The sequence below is a fragment of the Arthrobacter ginkgonis genome (assembly GCF_039540195.1).
In the GTDB taxonomy this organism is placed as follows: domain Bacteria; phylum Actinomycetota; class Actinomycetes; order Actinomycetales; family Micrococcaceae; genus Zafaria; species Zafaria ginkgonis.
The window spans coordinates 170383-191606 of sequence record NZ_BAABEO010000019.1; the positions used below are offsets into that span (position 1 = coordinate 170383).

The window sequence follows — 21224 nt, forward strand, 5'->3', positions numbered from 1 at the left end:
GCCCGGTCCCCGGCCGCCTGCCCGGTCCCCGGCCGAGCCCGTTCCCCGGCCCTCCACGGGTGCATCTCGGCCATTATTTTCCCCGAGGGCATCCCAAGGCTTGTTGCGGGAATGGACCGCAACTAAAATCGAATACATGTTCGAAGATCGTGCGGACGGCAGCATGGCCCCGTCGGGCGCGGGGACCGCAGCGGGGGCTCCCGGCGCATCGGCAGCGCCTGCTGCAGGCCCCTCCTCGTGCGGGGCCGAATCGGAGACGGGGCCGGAGTCCGAGATTGCCGCGGGGTGGATTCGGCATCTTGGTGAGGTGGACGCCGTGACCGGGGAAGTGCCGGCGGATGAGCGGATCGAGCGCATCCGGACCTATGAGGAGCTGAAGGCGGCCCTCTCCGCCGCGCAGGCGCGCGAGGCGGTGGCCTTCGAGGCCTCGCGCCGCGCCGAACGGGAAGCGGCCGGGGTGCCCGAGGCGCGGCGAGGCCAGGGCATCGCCTCCGAAATCGCCTTGGCCCGCCATGAATCACCCAACGTGGGATTCCGGATGCTGGGACTGGCGAAGGCGCTTGTCCATGAGATGCCGCGGACCCTGAAGGCGGTGGCTGACGGACGTCTCAGCGAATGGCGGGCCACACTGGTGGTCCGTGAAACCGCGTGCCTTTCGCTGGAGGACCGCCGGCGCGTCGACGACGAGCTCGCGGGGGATGACGTGGGGCTGGACCGCATGGGCAACCGGGCCCTGGTCGGTGCCGTCAGGCGGTTGGCCTACCGCCTGGATCCGCACGCGGTGGTCAAGCGGGCCCGCAAGGCCGAGTCGGAGCGCACCGTGACCTGCCGTCCCGCCCCGGACACCATGATGTACGTGACGGCCCTGTTGCCGGTGAAGCAGGGCGTTGCAGCCTACGCGGCCCTTTCCCGCGCGGCCGATAGCCAGCGCGCCCAAGGCGATGCGCGCAGCGGCGGCCAGATCATGGCCGACGAATTCGTCCAGCGCCTCACCGGCCTCAAGCACGCCGACGCCGTGCCCCTGGCCGTGAACCTGATCATGACGGACCGCACGCTCCTGCACGGCGATGTGGAACCTGCCCACCTGGACGGCTACGGCGTCGTGCCCGCGCAGTGGGCCCGCGATGCCGTGCGCCGGGAAGGCTTCCCCGCGGCAGGCGCTCGCCGGCAGGTTCGGCGCAGGGAGGGGCAGCCGCGCCGCGGAGCCGACCCGGACCCGCCTGCGGTCGGTGGAGGCCAGCCCGGTGGAGTTCAGTCCGGTCGGCTTCCGCCCGGTGGGCCTCCGGGGGCCGGGCGGATCGGGCTCGACCGGCCCGGCCTGACGGATCCACCGATCCCGTCCGAGGCGCGCACGTGGATCCGCCGGCTGTACACCGCCCCCGGCACCGGCGAGCTGGTGGCCATGGATTCCCGGGCCCGGCTCTTCCCCTCCGCCCTGAGGCGCTTCATCGCCCTGCGCGACCACACCTGCCGCACCCCGTGGTGCGACGCCCCGGTGCGGCACGGGGACCACGTGGTGGCGTGGGCCCGCGGAGGAACCACCTCGGCGGCCAACGCGGCGGGGTTGTGCGAACAGTGCAACCAGGCCAAGGAGGCCCCCGGCTGGTCCACGCGGCTGGTCCCGGGAGGCCGGCACACCTTCGAAACCATCACGCCAAGCGGGCGCATCCACCGCTCCACGGCCCCGGCGCTGCCGGGAACGCCGATGGCCGCCGGCCCGCCGGACGCGGGCCCCGGGGCGGAGGCCGGGGTTACCCGGATCCCGGTTCAGGGCGGGGAGTTCTCCTACCCGTCGGGCCGTCACAGCCCGTTCGGGCCCGTCGGCGCCGTGTGGGAAACGTCACTGGAGCGCCACTTGTCCGTCGTGGCGTGAGGTGGTCGCTGCGCATTGTCCGTTAGACTGGGCTCTGCGTAGGGGAGTATCCCAAGTGCCGTGAACGTCAACACGCCGGGCAGTGCAGCCTGGCCGGGCGCGGCGGCCGACCAATCTGGGTGTCGGCGGAGAGACTTACGGCGATATCGCGCATCCCCGCACCCTTTCGAAAGGCCTTCATGGGTTCTCATAGTTTGTCCTTGGAGTTCGAACTCATTTCGTTCGCAGTCCTCGGCGCCATCCTCCTGTTCGACCTCCTGTACGTGGTCAAGCGTCCGCACGAGCCGTCCATGAAGGAGGCCGGCCTGTGGGTCGGCTTCTACGTGGCCCTGGCCCTGGTCTTCGCCGGCATCCTCTTCTGGCAGGCGGGCCCCGAATTCGGCCAGCAGTTCGTGGCCGGCTGGGTCACCGAGTACAGCCTCAGCGTCGACAACCTGTTCGTCTTCATCATCATCATGGCCCGCTTCAGCGTGCCCCGTAAGTACCAGCAGGAAGTGCTGATGTTCGGCATCATCATTGCGCTGGTGCTCCGCGGCATCTTCATCCTGCTCGGCGCGGCCGTCATCGAGAACTTCAGCTGGGTCTTCTACATCTTCGGCGCGTTCCTGCTGTGGACCGCCTGGAAGCAGGCCACCGACTCCGGCGAGGACGAGGAAGAAGGCTCTGAGAACGGCCTCATCGCCAAGCTCACCCGCAAGCTCCCGATGAGCCAGGACTTCGACGGCAACAAGCTGCGCACCACGGTCAATGGCCGCCGCGTCTTCACCCCGATGGTCATCGTCTTCATCACCATCGGCATGACCGACCTGCTCTTCGCCGTCGACTCGATCCCCGCGATCTTCGGCCTGACCCAGTACGCCTTCATCGTGTTCACGGCGAACATCTTCGCCCTGATGGGCCTGCGCCAGCTCTACTTCCTGCTGGGCGGCCTGATGGACCGGCTCGTGTTCCTCAAGCACGGACTCTCCGTGATCCTGGCCTTCATCGGCATCAAGCTGGTCTTCCACGCGATGCACGTGAACGAACTGCCGTTCATCAACGGCGGCCACCACATCGAGTGGGTTCCGGACATCTCGACCGCCGTCTCCCTGGCCGTCATCATCGGCACCCTGGTTGTCGCCACCGGCCTCAGCCTGCTGTCCCCGGCCGGCAAGAAGGCCGCCATGGACGCACGCCTGGCCAAGGACATCGAGATCGCCGAGCACGCGAATGGCGGCGGCAGCGCGGACGTCGACTCCAAGTAGCCTTTCGGCGCCGTAGCCTTTCGGCACGGCAGCCTTCGGGTACAGCACCACCACGGCCAGGGGCCGGCCGCACGCAGCGGCCGGCCCCTGGCCGTTCCGTTGCCTGGCCGTCCACTGCGCCCCGGGTCAGGGAAGGCTGCGCCAAGGAACGTGGCACCAAAGAACGTGGCACCAAGGATTGCGGCACCGGACTGTGTCTTCCCCACAAGGGCCTGCGGGCGCGCCCGGGCTTAGCCTTGCGGCATGACCGGTTCACCCGGCGCCCCGGCCCCGCTTCTGGGGGACAAAAGATCGCTCCAACGCCGCATGCTCCTTGCCTTGGGGCTGGGCCAGCTGTTCAGCGCCCTCGGCCTCTCCTCGACGCTGTCCGTGGGCGCCCTGATGGCCGTGGACCTCACCGGAAGCGAGGCATTCGGCGGCGCCCCCACCACGGCCCTGGCGCTGGGCGGTGCGCTCGGCGCCCTGCCGCTGGCGTCCCGGGCCGTCCGCCGCGGCCGGCGGGCCGCACTGACCGCCGGCATCTCGCTGGCCGTGCTCGGTGCCCTGCTGCTGCTGCTGGCCCCCATCTGGCAGAGCGTCCCCGCCATGCTGGCCGGGGCCGCACTGATCGGCTTCGGGTTCGCCGCGAACCTCCAGTCCCGCTTCGCCGCAACGGACCTCGCCGATGACTCCACCCGGGCCCGCGACCTGGGACTGGTCATGTGGGCCATCACCATCGGCGCCGTCGCCGGGCCCAACCTGGTCCGCGCCGGATCGGACCTCGGCCTCGCCCTCGGCCTGCCGGCCCTGAGCGGACCGTTCGTGCTCGCCACCGTGGGACTGGCCATGGCGCTCGCCGTCCTGGAGATCGGCTTGCGGCCGGACCCGCTGCTCACCGCGCGGGCCTTCAGCGCCCGGGACGCCGGAAGGCCCGACGTCCTCACGCCGGACCCCTCGGTGCCGGACCGTTCGGTACCGGGCCTCGCGGTATCGCATCCCGCGGCGCGAGCATCCCGGTCCGGCCAGGAGCGTCCGCCGGGGGCGGGGCAGCCGCCCGCATCGCCCCACGCCTTCGGTACGGGATTGGCGGCCCTGCGCGAATCGGCTCCGGCCCGCCTGGGGGTGGCCACGATCATCGCTGCGCACATGACCATGGTCGCCGTCATGGCGATGACTCCGGTGCACCTCCAGCACCTGGTGGAGGCAAGCCACACGATGCAGCCCACTCCCGCCACCCACCATGTCACCGCCGACACCCTGGTGCTGGTCGGCATCGTCATCTCCCTGCACGTGGCAGGCATGTTCGGGCTCTCCCCGGTGATGGGATGGCTGGCGGACCGCTACGGGCGGCTGCGGCTCATGGCAGGGGCCCAACTGCTGTTTGCCGCCGCCGTGCTCACCGCCGGCCTCGGCCAGGCCGGGCCGCGGCTGGTCGCCGCGGGGCTCGTCCTTTTGGGCTTGGGATGGTCGATGGCGACGGTGTCCGCGTCCGCCTACATCGCCGAAAGCGTCCGCGGGGCGGCGGCCGTGCCGGTCCAGGGCGTCTCCGACATGCTTATGGGATTCGCCGGAGCCATCGGGGCCGCGGGAGGCGGCCTGGTGCTGGCGCTGGGGGGATTCGGCTGGCTGAACCTCGCCGCGCTGGCCGTGATCCTGGCCATCGCGGCGCTGCTGGCCAACGCCGTGGCCAGGGCGCCCGGACATGGGCACTCCCCGCGTCCGGCGGCCGGCACCTAGGCGTCTGCCGCCCGGCGCCGGGACCCGCCTTCCGGTTCGGACCCGTCTTCCGGTTCGGTCAGGGCCAGCAGGCGCGCGAAGATCGCGGCGCCGTCGTCGGAGATCCCGTCGTGGTGGAACCTGTCCGTCTCCCACACGCGCAGCCCGCGCACGGCGCCGGCGGTTTCCAGGCTGAGGTCCCGGTCGACGTAGACGTCGTGCGTGTACACGGCGGCGGCCACCGGCACCGTGTTGGCCGCCAGCCGTGCCGGGTCGTAGAGCGCCGGCCAGTCGTCCTTCTGGGCCAGCAGCCCGGCCACCTGCTCCAGCCGGCGCAGCGCCGGATCCAGCTCGAAGTACCAGGGATAGACCATCTCGCCGGTCAGCAGCGGTTCGGGCGACTCCGGGGAGAACTCCGGAAACTCCTCCAGCACCCGCCAGGCCGCCCAGTTGGTGGCTTCCCCCTGCGCGTAGATGGATTCATGCATCAGCGCGTACAGCGGGTTGGAGCTGCGGGACACCTGCGCCTGCAGCAGGTCCAGGAACGCGTCGGAGAGCCGCGGCCCCGCCGGGGTGGGCACGAACGCGGCCTCCAGGGCGAAGTGCAGTTGGTCGATGCGCGCGTTCCCGCCCAGGAACTGGCCCAGGAGCTGCACGGTGCCGGCGGTGAGGCGGCGCCCGTCCGGCAGGGTTTCCTCGGTGTCCCCGACGTGGCGGAGGATGCGGGTCAGCGTCCCCCGGTCCTCCGGGTAGGCGCGGAAGTATTCGGCGTTGCGCTCGGCCATGCGCGCGAACGTCGCCCGGTACACGCGCTCGGCGGGGCCGGCCAGCGGAGCCAGGCCCCCGGTGACCAGCGCCCGCTCCAGTCCGTCCGGGGCCAGGGACAGGTAGGTGAGCACGCAGAACCCGCCGTAGCTCTGCCCGAAGGCCGTCCACGGCCCGTCCACGAGGCGGCGGCGGATCCACTCGGCGTCGCGCACGATCGAATCGGCGCGGAAGTGCTCCAGGTACGCGGCCGCCGCCGCGGCGTCCCCGCGCAGCGGCAGGGTCTGCCGGGTCGCCGGGGTGCTGAGCCCGGTTCCGCGCTGGTCCAGCAGGAAGAGGCGGAACGTCTTGGCCGCCTCCGCCATCCACCCGGACAGCGAACTGACCCGGGGCGCCTGCCCTCCCGGCCCGCCCTGCAGGTACAGCAGCCACGGCAGCTGCTCCGGATCGGCATGGTCCAGGGAAACGACCTCGCGGCCGAACACCCGGATCGCCTCCCCGTCCGGGTCGTCATGGTCCAGCGGCACGGTGAAGTGGTGCTCGGTGGCCCGCATCCCGCGGTACTCGTGCACCGCCCCGACCCGGTGCTCGCCCGCCGCCGGCGTCGCCCAGCCGGCGGGCACCGCCGGCCGCGGCCCGTGGTGGGCCTTGGGCCGGGCCGTGCCGGGCTGCGCGTTGTCCCGTTGTGCCCTGTCCGCCTGTGCCTTGTCCGGAGGCGGCGCGCTCACGAACGGCCCCCCGCCGCTGCCCCGGCGGCCGTTCCGACGGCCCGCAACGCCTCGCCGCTCAGGCGGCGGGTGGTCCACTCGTCCAGGGACCCGGCCCCGAGCGCGTCGTAGAACCCGATCGCGGGCTCGTTCCAGTCCAGCACGCACCATTCGACGCGCGCGTAGCCGCGTTCGACGGCGATCCGGGCCAGGTTCGCCAGCAGCGCCTTCCCGTGCCCGGCCCCGCGCGCCGCCGGATGCACGTACAGGTCCTCCAGATAGATCCCGTGCACGCCCTCCCACGTGGAGTAGTTCAGGAACCACACGGCCACCCCGACCACCTGCGGAGCCTGCGCGCCGGGCAGCGTGTCCTCCACGACGTGCGCGTACACCCGCGCCGCGGGACCGAACAGGTGCTCGTGCAGCAGTTCGGGCGTGTTCTTCACGGCGTCGGGCTCGCGCTCGTACGCGGCCAGGTCATGGATCAGTCCCAGAATCGCCGGGACGTCTGAGGGACGGGCATCACGGATGGCGTTCATGGGCCTAGCGTATCCCGCGGGCGTGGCCGCCGGACCCTTCCCCACGGGCCGGAAAAGGGGGTTCCGAACCGTACCGGGAACTCGCCAAACCCGCCCGGAACCGACGCAACCCGCCGCCACCGCAATTCGTACTTAAGTTCGAACCAGGCGATAGGATGGTCGGCAGGCGCCCAACGGCAGTCCACGAGCTCCATTGACTGCCGTGCTCGCCGGAAGGGGCCGGCCCGCACCGCGCCCGCGCTGCGCGCACCTTTCGAGCAAGCAAAGGGGAACCGCCCGCATGATGGGAGGAAACCACGCCGCCACCGGCGCCGCCGCGTGGATCGCCGCGACCAGCCCGTTCCAGATCCCGCTCACCGCGCTCGCCGGCGCCGCGCCCTGGCTGCCGGCCTCGGTGCCGCTGGGCCTGGGCCTGATGGACCTGTCCCCGGCCGGCGTCGTCACCGGCGCCATGGTCTGCGCCGGCGCCGCCCTGGCCCCGGACGCCGACCACCGGCACGCGACCATCGCCCAGTCCCTGCCCCCGGTGTCCAACGCGATCTGTGCGGGCATCGGGAACATCTCCGGCGGGCACCGCAACGGCACCCACTCCCTGCTGGGCATCGCCGCGTTCTCCGCGCTGGCCCTGGTGGCCAGCCTGTGGACCGTGGACACCGCGAACTTCGGCATCGTCTATCCCGGCGCCGGGCTCCTCGCCGTGCTGCTGATCGCCTTCGCGGTCAAGGCGCTGCGCTTCATTCCCGACCGCATGCAGCGCGTGCCGTGGGTGATCGCGGTGCCGCTGGGCGCCTTCGTGGCGGTCAACGCCCCCGAGGAGCAGTACTGGTTCGTCCTCGCCGTGGCCCTGGGCGCCGCGGTGCATATCCTGGGCGACATGCTGACCCTGGGCGGGTGCAACCTGCTGTGGCCCGTGAAGGTGCGCCGTCCGCGCGCGCTGCGCCGCGTGCCCGTGCTCAAGGACGTCTGGAAGCCCAGCGGCCGCGTCGCCTTCCCGATCCTGGGCGCCGCCGGCTCCTGGCGCGAGTGGCTGTTCGGGATTCCGGTGGCCGCCTATGCGGTGGTCGGCATCGGCATGGCCGCCGTCGCGTGGGGGCGCTCCGGGGCGCAGATGGCCCTGGGCCTTCTGGGAGGGTAATCAGTTCGGCGGGTAGGCCGCCCGGCGGGCAGCGCGGACCCGCGCGCCCGCCCGGCCATCCGGCAGCCGCCGTCGTGCCCAGCGCGGGCACGACGGCGGCTTCCTTGCGTGGTGCGCGAAATTCCGGTCCGCGGCGGGCCTTGCCGCCGGCGGCGCAACTGCTAGCCTCACACGCATGGATGCAGACCTGTCCCGATTCCTGGCCGATTTTTCCCGCCTGGCGGAGGCCGCCTCCCGTTCCGTGGCCGACGTGGCCGGCGAGCGACTGCAGGACACGCTGCAGGAGTATCTGGGCGTGGACCCGGGACGGCTGCCGGTGGTCACCGAAACGGTCCCGGCGCACCGGCTCACCGATGCGGCGCTGCTGGTGGAGGAGGCAGCCGCGGCGGATCCGGCGGCCCGGCTGGCCGGGATCGGCGGGCAGGAACGCCACCATGCGGCCCTGGCCGACATGGTGCAGGCCGGCAACGCGTACGGCACGCCCCTCGCCGAGCCCGGGTACGCCACCGTGGACACCGGCCCCGACACGCAGCGGCGCATCGCGGTGTCAGCGCTGCACCTGTTCCACTGCGAGGGAACTCCGCTGGCGGTGCTGTTCCGTGGCCCCGATCCGCAGTACGGCCGGGGCGCGGTGAGCGTGGAGGTGCTCGGGACGGATCCGCGGGCCGTCGACGGCTTCCTGGGCTGGCTCCGGGCCGAACTGCGGGTGCGCAGCATCTTCAAGGGGCACGTGGTGTCCTTCACGGCCAACGAGTTCGAGCCCACGGCCGCGGGGGTGACCTTCCACCGCCGTCCGCGGGTGGCCGCCTCCGACGTGGTGCTCCCGGACGGGGCGCTGGAGCGGATCGAACGGCACGTGGTCGGCCTGGGGGAGCACCGCGAGCACCTGCGCGCCCACGGGCAGCACCTCAAGCGCGGGGTGCTGCTGTACGGGCCGCCCGGCACGGGCAAAACGCACACGGTGCGGTACCTGTTGGGCCGGGCGGAGGGCACGACGGCGGTGCTGCTGGCCGGCGGCACGCTCGCCCTGGTCTCGGAGGCGGCCCGGCTGGCCCGGGCACTGCAGCCGGCCGTCGTCGTGCTGGAGGACTGCGACCTGGTCGCCGAGGACCGCGGCTTCGGCCACGGCCCGCAGCCGTTGCTGTTCGAGGTCCTCGACGCGATGGACGGCCTGGACGCGGACGCCGACGTCGCCTTCGTGCTGACCACCAACCGCGTGGACATGCTCGAGCGTGCCCTGTCCCAACGCCCCGGGCGCGTGGACCTGGCGGTGGAGATCCCCAGGCCTGACGCCGCCGGCCGGCTGGCCCTGCTGCGGCTGTACGGACGGGGCCTGGGGCTGCCGCCCGAGGTGCTGGAGCGGGCGGCGGAGGCGACCGAAGGCGCCACCGCCTCCTTCGTCAAGGAACTGGTCCGGCGGACCGTGCTGAATGCGGCGTATGCGGGCGAGGAACCCGGGCCGGCCCACCTGGAAGCGGCGACCGCCGCGCTCATGGACGAGACGGCGGCGCTGACCCGCACGCTGCTCGGCGGCGAGGGGACGCCGCGCACCGAGGGCGAAGCGCAGGACGGCGACGGCGAGGACTTCGGATTCGTGGCCGGCAGCTACGCGGCCCCGCCGTCGTTCGGCTACGTCGCGTACCCCCCGCGGCCCGGACAGGCGCCCGGCGCCCCGTCCGCGTACTCCTCCTGGATCGGGGTGGACCCGGACCGGCCTGGCGGCCAGGGAACGGGCGGCGCCGGTCTGGAGGATGCCGGGGACGGCGACTAGGGCGTATCTCCTCTGGGCGATCTGGCCGTGTTGGCATGATTGATTGGTGAATTCGCGCTGTTGGGTCCCCTCCGAGGCCCGGCGGGAGCTGGTCGCCCGCTGAGGCCGCCTGCCGCGGACAAGGCCGGGCGGCCGTTCCGCGACCACCGCTGGGCAGCCGTCCCGCAACGCGTCGCCATCCGGGCCCGCGCAAGACCGGCAGCATCCACAGACACGCCCCAGCGTGAACACCGCAGTCCCTGCAATAACGGGAGCAGACACGGCACGGAGCGCGAAGAATCGATGACGCTGGCTGACGCATTGTCTTTGTCATGCGCAACAGGCCTCCCGAGGATGGCGGTCATTTGCAGGCGGGATCTGGTTGGCCGTTTGTAATGAGCGGGTAATGCGTGGCGGCGTACCTATGGAAGTCGCTGCTTCAGGACGGAGCGGCACAACGCGTTACCGCCTGAGGAGCCGCTATCGTGCCTTCGCCATTCACGTATCCCGGCGTCTACGTCACTGAGCGGCCCTCGGGAGCCCAGGCAGTGCCTGCCGCCGCCACGTCAATCGCCGTATTCGTCGGCATGGCCGACATTGGTCCCTTCGAAGCGCCCACGAGGATCCAGAGCCTCGCCAGCTATGTCCGCACCTTCGGGGAGACCTCGGCCGGCGAGATGGCCGACCAGGTCAAGCAGTTCTTCGTCAACGGCGGCGGCGACTGCTATGTCATGCGGATAGCGCAGGGCGCGCGGCAGTCCGAGATCCGGCTGCACAACGAGGACCTCACCTCAAACGTGAAGGTGTTGAAGGTCCAGGCCCGCGACGCAGGCATCGCCGGCGACCGCATCCGGGTCGAGGTGGACTACGCCACGGCGACGCCCGAGCTCACCTTCAACCTGACGGCCTACCGCAGCGTGGTCAACTCCGACGGCAGGTTCGGCCGGTCCGACCTTGAGACGCACACGGACCTGTCCATGAACCCCGCGGACGCAAGGTACGTCGAGATGGTCGTCAACGCGAAGAGCGCGCTCATCCGGGTCGAGAACCTGGCGGCCGCACCCGGGGCCACCAAGACCGGCGGGGCGTCCATCGGTGGGATCTTCCTCCGGACTGCGGACGCGCACGCGCTGGCCGACGTCCGCTCGGTAATCGACCCCACGCACAACAGCTTCCGGATCAGCGTCAACGGGCGACCTCCGGTGACGGCGGTTGTCGATCTGGACGGCCTCGACGACACCAACCCGCACAAGCACATCGAGACGGCGATCTTGAACGCCTACCTGGAGCAGGGGTCGCTGCCCGCGGGCACGCTGACAGTCGTCACTACGAAGCCCGCCGCCGCCGCGGACCTGGGGCAGGTCCTGGAAGTCCGGTCCACGGAAGGGGCGGTCGTGATCACCTCGGCGGCCACGAACGACCTCGCCGGGATGCTGATGCTGGGCAGTCCGAACGGGGGCGTCGAGTTCGACGCATACTCGCGTCTGCGGCCGGCACCCTCCGGCGTCATCTCCCGGTTGGGCTCGACGGCCAACCGGCCGACCTCGGCTTGGCTGGACCGGCTCTTTGCGCTCGCGGTATTGCCTCGGAATAAGGTCAACCGCCTGGTCTCGCTGGTCGATCCCGGCTCGTCGTCCTCGCCGTATACAGGAGGTATCAAGATCGACGGCACCGGAGGGGACCCGATCGCCCATGCCACGCTCGTGGCGCCGTTGCCGACGACCGCGCTCGGCTCGCTGGAGTTCCTCCGGGCCGGGCTGGACGCGATCAGCGCGGGCATCGAGGCGGCGGTGAACCGCACGACGCCCGGCCGGTGGACGGCCCAGCGCCAAGGCGTGCGCCTGGTGCTGCGACCCGCGACCGACCTCGCGGCTGTCGCGTCGCTCGACGTGGAGGTGAAAACCGAACCCACCGATCTCGGCGCGGCCGACGGCTATCTGGACCGTGGGACGTCGGACAACCTCGCGGCGTACACCCTCGGAACGGCCGCTGTCGGAGGTCTGCAGTCTGGCAACCTCGCCGGGCTGGACGGCACGAAGCCGTTGCCGGCCGACTACCAGGCGGCGTTCTCCGCGATCGAGAGCAACATCGAAATCTTCAACCTGATGGTCCTCCCGCGTGCGGTCGGCCAGTCCGACGCCGACCGCAAGGCGATCTGGGGCGCCGCGAGCGCTTTCTGTGCCGCGCAGCGGGCGATCCTGTTCGTGGACCCCCCTTCGACCTGGACGACCATCGAGCTCGCCGACAAGGGCGCGAGCGCCATCAAGACGGGCGTGGACACTCGCAACGCGGTTATCTTCTGGCCCCGCGTTGTGGTCCCGAGTCCTCTCACTTCCGCGGGCGTGACCGTCGACCCCTCCGGCACGATGGCAGGCCTGTACGCGCGTACCGACACCCGCTTCGGCACCTGGAAGGCACCGGCCGGGCTCGAGGCGACGCTGACAGGCGTCCTCCGTGTCGAGGTGCCGATGAGTGACGCCGAGAACGGCCGCATCAACCCGAAGGCGCTGAACGCGATCCGGGTCTTCCCGTCGGGCATCACGTCCTGGGGTGCCCGCACCATGGTCGGCGCGAACGACACGGGCAACGTCGACGACAAGTACATCAACGTCCGCCGGACCATGCTCTTCATCGAGAACAGCCTCTACCAAGGCCTGCGCTTCGCGGTCTTCCGCAGCAACGCCGAACCCTTGTGGGCCAGCATCCGCCTGGCCGCCGGCTCGTTCATGAACGGCCTGATGCTGCAAGGTGCCTTCGCCAGCACCACCAAGAGCAAGGCCTACTACGTGCTCTGCGACAGCACCACGACGACGCCCGACGACATCAACCTCGGTATCGTCAACGTGCTCGTGGGGTTCGCCCCCAACAAGCCGGCCGAGTTCGTGCACCTGATCGTGACCCAGCTCGCCGGCCAGGTCGAGGCCTGAGCACCAGGAGGAGACAGACGATGGCCATGTTCTCGGTCAACTCGACCCGGATCGATCCCTACGCCAACTTCCGCTTCCTGGTGGTCTTCGGGAGCGACGTGGTGGCGGGCGCAAGCAAGGTGAGTGGTCTCAAACAGACGATCGAAGTCGTCGAGCACCGCGACGGCGGCGACCTCTCCACGAAACGGAAGTCCCCCGGGCTCACCACGTTCGAACCGATCACGATCGAGCGCGGGATCAGCTACGACCCGGCGTTCGAGGAGTGGGCGAACCTCGCCTACTCGCCGGAGGGCCCGGGGCTGGTGTCGCTGAAGAACTTCCGCCGTGACATCACGATCGAGCTCTACAACCTGCAGGGGGTCAAGGTCCGTGCCTGGAACGCCTTCCGGTGCTGGGTCAGTGAGTTCACGGCCGTGCCTGAGCTGGACGCGAACGCCAACGCGATCGCCTTCGAGAGCGTCGTCCTGCAGACGGAGGGATTCGCACGCGATCTCGCCGTGGTCGAACTCGCCGAGACCTGACGGAGGCCGCATGCAACGCCTGTTACTCTCACTGCCGACGCTGGGCGAACGGCGGCTCCTGCTCAAGGAGCTCGACGGTCACGCCGAGCTCCTCGTGGACCCCGGCGACCCGGAGGGGGCGCCGCGGCTGCTGGGCCGACTGCTCGCGGAGGCTTCGGGGGCCGAGGTGGACGTCGCCGGGCTGCTGTGCGCGTGGCGGGACCGGGTGTTCGCGGCGATCTTCGAGCGGGAACTCGGGGGGCGGGTCGACTCCCAGGCCGCGTGCCGGGCCTGTGGTGAGGAGTACGCCTTCGGGTTCGAACTGGCGGCGGTGCTGCAGGCGCAGGACGCCGCGGCCGCGGCGACGGGCCTGTCGCTCGACGGCGGCGGGCGGCTCGCGGTCGACGACGGCGCCTGGGTCCGGCCGCCGACGATCGGCGACGTCGCCGAGCACGCCGATCCGTGTGCCCTCGCCGACACGCTGTGCGGCGGCACGCTGCGGCGTGACCGCGTCGAGACGGTCCTGGATGAGGCGGCCCCGTTGCTGATCCTGGACATGGAGACGAGGTGCCCGCGGTGCGAGGAACCGCAGGTCCTCCGGTTCGACATGGTCAGCTACACCTTGGAGAGCCTGGCTGCGGAGCGCCCGCTGCTCATTCGCGAGACCCACCTGATCGCCTCCCGCTACGGCTGGGGGCACGCCACGATCATGTCGCTCACCCGCCCCGACCGCCGGGCGTACGCCGGCCTGATCCTGGGCGAACGCAGCGCGACCGGGCCGCGGAGTGCCGGATGAGCGCCTACCTGCAACGCCTGTACGACGCCGCCGCCGGGGCGGCCACCGCGGTCGAGGCCAGGCCCGCGCAGCGGTCGTCGTCCCCCTTACTCGCCGTCGACCAGCGGCTCGCTTCCGCCACGTACGCCGCGTCGTTCCTGCTGAGTCTGCCGGGTGAAGCCGACGCCGGGCAGGGTCCAGCGCTCGAGGCCCTCACCCTTCCCGATCCGCCGCGCCGGGACGCCGTCGCCAGCCGCGACCAGACCCCGGTCCGCGCCCCGGTACCCCGGCCGGCGCCTGCGGGGATCCCGGTGCCGGACATCGAGGAGCGGGTTGCCCTTCGTCCTCGCATCGACGGCGACATCGGCCTACCCGCGGGCTCACCCGCGAGGCCGGCACCGTCGCGGGAGCCCGGCCCCATGCCCCCGGACGCGGCTGTCGCGGCGCGGGCGGAGCGGCAGCCGGTGGCGGAAGAAGGGACCCGGCGGCTCCAAGAGGCGCAGCCTCCGCCGCCGCAGGTCCAGCCGCTGCCCCGGAGTATCGACCCGGCGGCCCCGCTGGCTCCACGTCCCGAACCCGGGCCCACCGAGCCGGTCGCCGCGGTGGCCCCGCCGCCCGCGCTGGCGGGCCCGCGCGCCGAGCCCGACGGACCGGCGCCTCTGCTCCACCGCGTCCCCGCCGCCGCCCGCGAGGCGCTGCCGACACCGGCGGCACCTCGTGCCGCCGAGCCCGACGGACCGGCGCCTCTGCTCCACCGCGTCCCCGCCGCCGCCCGCGAGGCGCTGCCGACACCGGCGGTGCCGCGTGCCGCCGAGCCCGTAGGGCTCGCAGAGCAGGTTCGCCGCCTCGTGCGCGAGGCGATGTCGAGGGAGGCCGCGCGCCCGGGAGCCACCCGCGAACGGGAGAGCGGCACCGCGGACAGCGGCGCATCCGCGTCGCGCCCGACCAGGGCCGAGGCGGTCTCCGTGATCGGGCCGCTCGACCGGCCGGAGCGCGCCACCACGCTCTACGGCCTGCGGTTGAGGTGACGACGTGCCCTCGCCGAACCTCAACGAGGTCACCGCAGCGATCGCGCGACTGGTCGAGGAGATCGTGCGACGGCTGCTGGGTGGCACCACCGTCAAAGTCTCCACCCTGCCTCCCGAGAAGGCGGAGGAGGTGGGGGACACCCGGCTCAACCTCTACCTCTACCACGTGGCGCAGGACATGGATGGCGGCAACGACCTGGTGCGCGGCGGCCCCGGCGGCGCCGTTCCCGTGGCGACCCGACCGCTCGCCCTCAAGCTGTTCTACCTCCTCACCGCGCACGCGATGATCGGCGCCGTCGAGGACGTGTCGGGCCAGCAGACGCTGATGGGCTGGGCCATGAAGGCGCTGCACGACAACCCGGTCATCGACAGCGCACTGACGGTCGGCACGGTGCAGATCTTCCCGAAGATCGGCGACCAGCGCCTCCAGGTCGTGCTCCGCCCGGTGACGCCCGAGGAAGCGATCAGCTTCTGGGCGACCGACCAGGTCCGCACCGTCCGGCTCTCGGCGTACTACGAGGTGCGCACCCTCCTGCTCCCGCCGGAGGCGCCGAGCACGACGCCGGGGGTGACCAGCCAGGTGATGCTGTCCGTGCGCCCCGCCGGACGACCCACGCTGCTCACCACCGCGTCGGTGGTCCGGTTCGTCCTGCCCGCCACGCTCGGAGGGGCGACCCTGGCCCCGGGCCGGTCCCCGGCGGTGGCGGCCCTGAAGTCCGCGGCCGACGCGGATACCACGGTCACCGCGGGCGGCGAGGGGCTCGGCGACGGCCGCGACGCCGCCGTGGTCCTGCGGGGAGAACCGACCTCCGGGGTGGGGCTGCCCGCTGATGCCGCGGTGCTCCGCCCCGCGGACAACCCGGGCTGGGGCATCGTGGTGACCGACACCGAGGTGCGCTTCTCGGTCCGTCCCACCGGCCAGGCAGCCACCGCCACCGGCGTGGTGGCGGTGGACGTCCTGCCCGGCTCATATTCGCTCGCGGTGCGCCGATCCGTGGAGTCACGCAGCGAGAGCGGACAGGCCCGCACGGTGGATGTCGAGAGCAACAGGCAGCCGTTCGCGGTGGCGCCGCACGTCGCGGCGGTCGTGGTGGACGCCAACAACCGCGTCGTCGTGACGGTCGACGCGGCGTACGACGCCCGGGCGGCCGCCGCGGTGCCGCAGCTGTCGATCGGCGGAGACGTCTACCGGCTGGTGGCCGCCTTCGCGGGGACGGCGGCCGACCGCGGCTCGTTCCGGGTGGTCAACGGCCATACCTACGCTGCGGTGCCGCTGTTCGACCCCACGCTGGCCGGTCGCACCTACCCGGTCCGGGTCAGCGTCAATGGCGCCGATTCCCAACCGTTCTGGCTGGAGGTGGCCTGAGATGACCCCGGCCAAGCGCAGGACCACGTCCCGGCAGGCGTCCGCCGCGGAACTCGTCGTGGAGCGGCTCCGGCTGTTGCTCGCCGAGCACGAGGACGCCGGCCGGAGCGACGAGCTGACGGCGGCGCTGACCGCGGTCGATGAGCGGCTCGCCGGACCGGAGGGCGCCTACCGCCGCCGGCTCGGCGACCTTTTCGGCCTCACGGCGGCCGAGCTCGACGCCCTGGACTGCGCGGTCGCCGTTGCCGTCGAGCCGTCGCTTGGTCCCGAGGTCGGCCGGGCGCAGGGCATGCCCTCCCGGCACCTGCCGGGGGAGATCGCGCTGCGGCTGCTGCTCGGTCACGGACCGATGCCCGTCGTCCGGGGAGGCTCGCCGCTGCTCGCGTGGGGGCTCGTCGACGTCGTGCAGTTCGTGGCCGACGAGCCGCCGTTGTTCCGCGCCGACCCCGCCGTCGTCGACTGGTACTTCGGAACCCTGTCCGCCGCCTCGATCCCCCTCCGGCGGGCGCCCGAGGTGGAACCGCTGGAGGAATGGCGGGTGGCCGACCACGCCCGGCGGATCCACGGCATCCTCGCGGCCAGGAAACCAGTGCGAATCGCGCTCGTCGGACGGCGCGGGACCGGCCGCGCCAGTCTGGCGGGGGCCATCGCCCGGGCACTCGGCCGCCAGGCGATCTGCGTCGACCCGGAGTCGCTCGCCCAGGACGCCGGGTACAGCACGTTCCTGCGTCTGCAACGGCTGGCGCTGCTGGGCGACCTCGTCCTCGTGTGGCGCGGAGCGCCCGCCTCGTGGCCGGCCGCGCTCCCGGTGGCCGGGCTCCAGGCGGTGACGCTGGAGCCCGGGGAGGCGCTCGCCCCGGTCGACGGAATCGTCGACATCGACATCCCGATGCCGCTGCTGGGCGAGGACACCCTCGGGGCGCTCTACCGCCGCTACCTCCCCGACGTCGCCGGCCAGATCGGCGTGGTGGTGGGCCAGCCGCGCGTCGGCGACCTCGCCGACGCCGCCGCCCAGCTCATCTCGACACCGGAGCAGCTGCGCGGCTTCCTGCGGCAGCGCAACGGCGCCCGCACCGCGCAGATCGGGCGCGTCGAGCGGGCGACGTACTCCTGGGACGACCTCGTCCTCGCGGAGCAGACCGAGGAGACCCTCCGGGCGTTCGTCGACGAGGCCCGGCGCCGCGCGGTGCTGCTGGCCGACGGCGACCGGCGTCGGCTGTTCGGCGACACCGCCCAGCTGAGCGCGCTGTTCTCGGGCCCGCCGGGCCTGGGCAAGTCGATGTCGGCGAAGGTGATCGCCAACGCCCTCGGGCTGGACCTGTTGATCGTGGACTCCGCGGCGATCACGAGCAAGTTCATCGGCGAGACCGCCAAGAACCTGTCATTGGCCTTCGAGGTTGCGCGCGACGCCCAGTGTGCGCTGATGTTCGAGGAGGCCGACACCTTCTTCACCACGCGGGTGAAGGTGGAGACGGCCAACGACCGGCACAGCAACGCCGACATCGGGCACCTGCTCCAGCTGATGGAGGACCACGACGGCGTGGTGATGCTGTCGAGCAACCGCCGGACCAGCATGGATCCCGCGTTCACCCGCCGGCTCCGGTTCATTGTCGAGTTCCGCAATCCGGGCCAGGCGGAGCGGGAGCGCTTGTGGGACCGGACGCTTGCGATCCTCGGGGTACCGGACGCCGTGCGTGAAGAGCTGGTGCCGAAGGTCTCGGCCGCGCACGAGCTCACCCCGGCCCAGATCAAGGGCGCCGCCCTGACCGCGGCGTACCGCACGGACCCCAAGCTCGGCATCACCAGCGACGACGTCGAGTGGGCGGCCCGGCTGGAGCTGCAGAAGGAGGGCCGGCTGATCAGCGCCGTCCCGGACACGGCCGTGCCGGGCCCGCGGGCGGTGGCCCGTGGTTGACACCGGGTACCCCCGTTCACCCGCGCTCATGCACGGCGCGCTGGTCCAGCTCGCCGAGGACCTCGGCACCATCGTGCCTCTGGTCATCACCTTCCAGTACAACCCGGCCAAGGTGACGCGTGGCTTCGAGCCGTGGAATCCCTTCGCCACGGATCCGCAGAACCAGGCCGCGCAGTCCCCGCTCGTCCAGCCCTTCGACCCTCACGAGACCTACGGCTTCGAGCTTGACTTGGACGCGACCGACGACCTGGCCGCCGGCAACCCGCTGGCCGTCACGACCGGTGTCGCCTCGAGGATCGCCGCCCTGCGCAAGCTGATTGAGCCCACGGAGGGCGTCGTCGGCGACCTGGTCGCCTCGGCCAGGGCCCTGGGCGGCGGCGCCGCCCGGCAGGCGGACCGGCCGGCGGTGCCCATCACGCTGTTCGTGCTCGGGCCGGGGACGATCGTCCCGGTCCGAATCACGTCGCTGTCGATCGAGGTGACCGAGTTCCTGCCGTCCCTTCACCCGCACATGGCCAAGGTGACACTCGCCCTGCAGGTGCTCACCCCCGATGTCTTCAAGTGCAAGCAGGGCACGGCCATCAGCGTGGCCGTGGCGGCGTACCGGTTCACCAAGCTCCAGGAGGACGCGCTCGCCCTGGCCGCCGCCGCGGGCGGGGCCGCCGCGATCGTCTCGATCCTGCCCATCTAGCCACCCACCGACGAAAGGAGAGACCGTGTCGGTCTTTGACGAAAAGAGTCGCTACCTGAAGTACGCGCACGCTCTTGAGGCCGTTGACGCCCGGGGCCGCGCTGTCGGCTGGGTGACCCCGGCGCGCATCCCACCGCAGCGGCTGCTGGGCGAGCACCGCCGCAGGGACGGGCACCGGCTCGACCGGATCGCGGCGCACTACCTTGACGACCCGACCGGCTTCTGGCGGATCGCCGCGATCAACGACGCGCTGACAGTGGAGGCCATTGCCGATCTGCCGCGTGTCCGGATCCCGGTTCGGGAGGGTTGATGGGCTTCGGAGCGATCCTCACCACCGGCGACGAGTTCGCCCCGCTGGACGAGGAGGTCATGCGCTGGATCGTGGAGGTACGTGTCGAGCAGGAGCTGAGCAAGCCGACGATTTACGCTGTCCGTTTCGAGGACGATCTGTGCGAGGGGAACCCGGTCGTGGCCGGCCGCAAGGAGCTCCAGGCCGGCAAGGTCCTGGGCATCTTCGTCAAGTCGGGCGACGCGTACCAGTGCCTGGTCCACGGGCCCATCACCCGGCAGCGCACGGCGTCGATGATCGGCGGGACCGGTTCGTGGGTCGAGGTCCGCGGGCAGGACCGCCGCGTGGAGATGGACCGGGTCGGCGTGCAGGCAACCTACACGGGAAAGGCCTCCGCGGCCGCCGAGCGCATCATCTCGGCGTACGGCTACGGCACCGCCTGCGAGGAGACCCGCAAGGAGTACTCGGACGGCCAGAACGCCCTCAACCAGCGTGGCACCGACCTCGCCTTCCTGGAGGACATCGCCCGCAAGAACAACCTGGAGCTCTGGCTGAGCTATGACACGTCCGGTCCGCCCGGCTCTTTCTCGGTCACCACGACGGTCAACGTGCGCAGTTCGCCCACGCGTACGTCGGCGCCCGGCCCATTGCTGCCGCCGCTGCCGCCGGTCCTCCAGGCGCCCGGGAACACCGTGCTGCGCGTGCAGCCGCCGCCCGGCGAGTGCGCTTCGGTCACCCGCTTCGACACGCACGTGGACTTCGAGCGCCCCGGGGCGGCGCGCGGCTTCGCCCAGGCCGCCGACAACGGCGAGACCGCCGAACAGACCACCAATCCGGCGGACCCGCCGCTGGGGGAGGAGCGCAGCAGCATCGTGGCGATCGACGGGGTCAAGCGGACCGCCCTGGCCCCTCCGGTGACCGACCCGGACGAGCACTACCTGGCCCAGGAGGCGCTGCTCACGGAGGCGGCGTGGTTCGTCCAGGTCGACTGCTCGGCAACCCTTGAGATCCTCGGTTTCCCGCCGCAGCCGCACCAGGTGGTCGACGTCCAGTATGCGGGCGACCGGCTGTCCGGCCCGTACCAGGTGATGAAGGCGACCCACATCATCAACCCCGCGGACGCCTTCGTCGACTTCAAGCTCCGCGCCAACGGCCTGCGCACGGCGACGGCAGGAGGCCTGTTGTGAGCGAGGACATCGACCGCGTCGTCCAGGCGCTGAGCCAGCGGTTCTTCGGCAAGTACCGCGGCGAGGTGACCGACACCGCCGACTCGACCAACCGGGCCCGGCTGAAGGTGAAGTGCCCGGCCGTCTTGGGGGAGCAGGAGGTCTGGGCGATGCCGTCCGTGCCGTACGCCGGCAAGGAGATCGGGTTCTTCGCCCTGCCGGCAGCGGGCTCCGCGGTGTGGGTCGAGTTCGAGGGGGGAGAGATCAACCAGCCGATCTGGGCCGGCTGCTTCTGGAAGGACGGAGAGATCCCGTCCGGCGACGCCAAGGAGGGCGTGATGTTACTGAAGACCCCGGGCTTCACCATCCGGGTGGACAACGACCAGGGCACCGTCGAGATCGAGGCCTCCGGGGGAGCCAAGATCACGCTCGACTCCAACGGCATCACGCTCGAGGCGTCCGAGGTCAGCCTGAGTGCCAACGGCGCCGCCGTTAAGCTCTCCGCCAGCGGCTTCGACGCCATGAGCGGCGCACTCACGGTGATGTGAGGAGGACGACCCATGGCCACCCAGACCGTCACCCTCCCGACCGGCGTTATGGCCGGAGGGCCCGCCACGGCGTTCATCACCACCAACACGCGGGTGAAGAGCCAGAGCGGATACCTCGGCCTCCAGCCCGACGTCGTCCAGTTCGGCGGCCCGATGGTCACCGGCATGTGGACCATGGCCGGCAGCCACGTGTTCGTGAATCAGGTCCCGGTCGTGCTCCAGAGCTCGACGGGTACGGCGGTCAGCCCGACGCCCTCGTCCGCACCGATGTCCGTGTCCATGGGCGACACACGGGTGAGCGGGAGCTGACG

At 71.6% G+C, this 21224-nt stretch carries 18 protein-coding genes; 16 read left to right on the top strand and 2 right to left on the bottom strand.

The window, feature by feature from the left end; all coding sequences use genetic code 11:
- Positions 1-316 precede the first annotated feature (316 nt).
- The 3 genes from ABD912_RS13915 (at position 317) to ABD912_RS13925 (ending at position 4833) form a co-directional block, all read left to right on the top strand.
- Positions 317-1873: an HNH endonuclease gene (locus ABD912_RS13915; protein ID WP_345151597.1), complete on the top strand. Its 1557-nt coding sequence runs from the start codon at positions 317-319 to the stop codon at positions 1871-1873.
- A 179-nt stretch (positions 1874-2052) separates the two neighbouring features.
- Positions 2053-3117, top strand: a complete 1065-nt coding sequence (locus ABD912_RS13920; protein ID WP_345151599.1) for a TerC family protein — start codon at positions 2053-2055, stop codon at positions 3115-3117.
- Between the two features lie 243 nt (positions 3118-3360).
- Positions 3361-4833, top strand: a complete 1473-nt coding sequence (locus tag ABD912_RS13925; RefSeq protein ID WP_345151601.1) for an MFS transporter — start codon at positions 3361-3363, stop codon at positions 4831-4833.
- On the opposite strand, the gene ABD912_RS13930 is transcribed toward ABD912_RS13925, so the two are convergent.
- Together ABD912_RS13930 and ABD912_RS13935 are read right to left on the bottom strand one after the other, a co-directional pair.
- On the bottom strand, positions 4830-6131 hold the full coding sequence (locus tag ABD912_RS13930; protein ID WP_345151985.1) for an alpha/beta fold hydrolase: 1302 nt from the start codon (positions 6129-6131) through the stop codon (positions 4830-4832). The genes ABD912_RS13925 and ABD912_RS13930 overlap by 4 nt on opposite strands.
- A gap of 170 nt (positions 6132-6301) precedes the next feature.
- A complete protein-coding gene (locus ABD912_RS13935) occupies positions 6302-6823 on the bottom strand; it encodes a GNAT family N-acetyltransferase (protein WP_345151604.1) in 522 nt (173 codons plus the stop codon).
- Between the two features lie 280 nt (positions 6824-7103).
- On the opposite strand from ABD912_RS13935, the gene ABD912_RS13940 reads away from it, so the two are divergent.
- The 13 genes from ABD912_RS13940 to ABD912_RS14000 all read left to right on the top strand — a co-directional run bounded on the left by ABD912_RS13940 (position 7104) and on the right by ABD912_RS14000 (position 21222).
- Complete coding sequence (locus ABD912_RS13940) at positions 7104-7958, top strand: metal-dependent hydrolase (RefSeq protein WP_345151607.1); 855 nt, start codon at positions 7104-7106, stop codon at positions 7956-7958.
- A gap of 175 nt (positions 7959-8133) precedes the next feature.
- Positions 8134-9729, top strand: coding sequence for an AAA family ATPase (locus ABD912_RS13945; protein WP_345151609.1), 1596 nt, complete (start codon positions 8134-8136; stop codon positions 9727-9729).
- 464 nt (positions 9730-10193) lie between these two features.
- Positions 10194-12635, top strand: coding sequence for a phage tail sheath family protein (locus ABD912_RS13950; protein ID WP_345151611.1), 2442 nt, complete (start codon positions 10194-10196; stop codon positions 12633-12635).
- Between the two features lie 20 nt (positions 12636-12655).
- Positions 12656-13156, top strand: coding sequence for a phage tail protein (locus tag ABD912_RS13955; protein WP_345151613.1), 501 nt, complete (start codon positions 12656-12658; stop codon positions 13154-13156).
- 10 nt (positions 13157-13166) lie between these two features.
- Positions 13167-13931 carry a hypothetical protein gene (locus ABD912_RS13960; RefSeq protein ID WP_345151615.1) on the top strand — a complete coding sequence of 255 codons (765 nt, stop codon included), beginning with the start codon at positions 13167-13169 and terminating at the stop codon, positions 13929-13931.
- The gene (locus tag ABD912_RS13965; protein ID WP_345151616.1) at positions 13928-14938 is read left to right on the top strand and encodes a hypothetical protein; all 1011 of its coding nucleotides are present in this window, start codon (positions 13928-13930) and stop codon (positions 14936-14938) included. Before ABD912_RS13960 ends, ABD912_RS13965 begins: the two co-directional genes overlap by 4 nt.
- A 4-nt stretch (positions 14939-14942) precedes the next feature.
- The gene (locus tag ABD912_RS13970) at positions 14943-16304 is read left to right on the top strand and encodes a DUF4255 domain-containing protein (protein ID WP_345151619.1); all 1362 of its coding nucleotides are present in this window, start codon (positions 14943-14945) and stop codon (positions 16302-16304) included.
- A 1-nt stretch (position 16305) separates the two neighbouring features.
- Positions 16306-18219 carry an ATP-binding protein gene (locus ABD912_RS13975; protein WP_345151620.1) on the top strand — a complete coding sequence of 638 codons (1914 nt, stop codon included), beginning with the start codon at positions 16306-16308 and terminating at the stop codon, positions 18217-18219.
- Positions 18212-18910, top strand: a complete 699-nt coding sequence (locus ABD912_RS13980; protein WP_345151622.1) for a hypothetical protein — start codon at positions 18212-18214, stop codon at positions 18908-18910. The genes ABD912_RS13975 and ABD912_RS13980 overlap by 8 nt, the downstream gene beginning before the upstream one ends.
- A 25-nt stretch (positions 18911-18935) precedes the next feature.
- On the top strand, positions 18936-19220 hold the full coding sequence (locus tag ABD912_RS13985) for a hypothetical protein (protein WP_345151625.1): 285 nt from the start codon (positions 18936-18938) through the stop codon (positions 19218-19220).
- A complete protein-coding gene (locus tag ABD912_RS13990; protein ID WP_345151628.1) occupies positions 19220-20386 on the top strand; it encodes a hypothetical protein in 1167 nt (388 codons plus the stop codon). The genes ABD912_RS13985 and ABD912_RS13990 overlap by 1 nt, the downstream gene beginning before the upstream one ends.
- A complete protein-coding gene (locus ABD912_RS13995) occupies positions 20383-20913 on the top strand; it encodes a phage baseplate assembly protein V (RefSeq protein WP_345151629.1) in 531 nt (176 codons plus the stop codon). Before ABD912_RS13990 ends, ABD912_RS13995 begins: the two co-directional genes overlap by 4 nt.
- 12 nt (positions 20914-20925) lie before the next feature.
- A complete protein-coding gene (locus tag ABD912_RS14000) occupies positions 20926-21222 on the top strand; it encodes a hypothetical protein (RefSeq protein WP_345151630.1) in 297 nt (98 codons plus the stop codon).
- Positions 21223-21224 lie beyond the last annotated feature (2 nt).